Origin of the sequence: Methylobacterium sp. E-046, assembly GCF_022829625.1 — a bacterium.
In the GTDB taxonomy this organism is placed as follows: domain Bacteria; phylum Pseudomonadota; class Alphaproteobacteria; order Rhizobiales; family Beijerinckiaceae; genus Methylobacterium; species Methylobacterium longum.
In genome coordinates, this window is the sequence record NZ_JAKSYP010000050.1 from 1 (window position 1) to 320 (window position 320).

At 72.5% G+C, this 320-nt stretch carries 1 pseudogene; it reads left to right on the forward strand.

Annotated elements, in window-relative coordinates:
• Positions 1 to 320: pseudogene (locus tag MKK82_RS02555) on the forward strand (porin family protein); the annotation flags it as partial.

The window sequence follows — 320 nt, forward strand, 5'->3', positions numbered from 1 at the left end:
TCACCTCTCTCGCCGCCTTCACGGCGCTCACCGCCGCCGCTTCGGCCGCCGACCTGCCGCGCCGCGCTGCGCCGCCGCCCATCTTCTTGCCCGTACCGCTGTGCACCTGGACCGACGCCTTCCTCTGGCTTAATGCGCCCTACGCTCCCGACGCCAGCCGCAACGACCACCACCGCCACACGCTCAACCGGGGCCCCCACCCGGTGGCGATCACGCCAGCCGGCAACCTGCTCGTCCCCCAGATCCTGACCACGGGCCCCCCGCTGACCTACGCCTCTGCCCAGACCGAAGCCCTCCCCGGCCTTGACCTGATCGGCGAC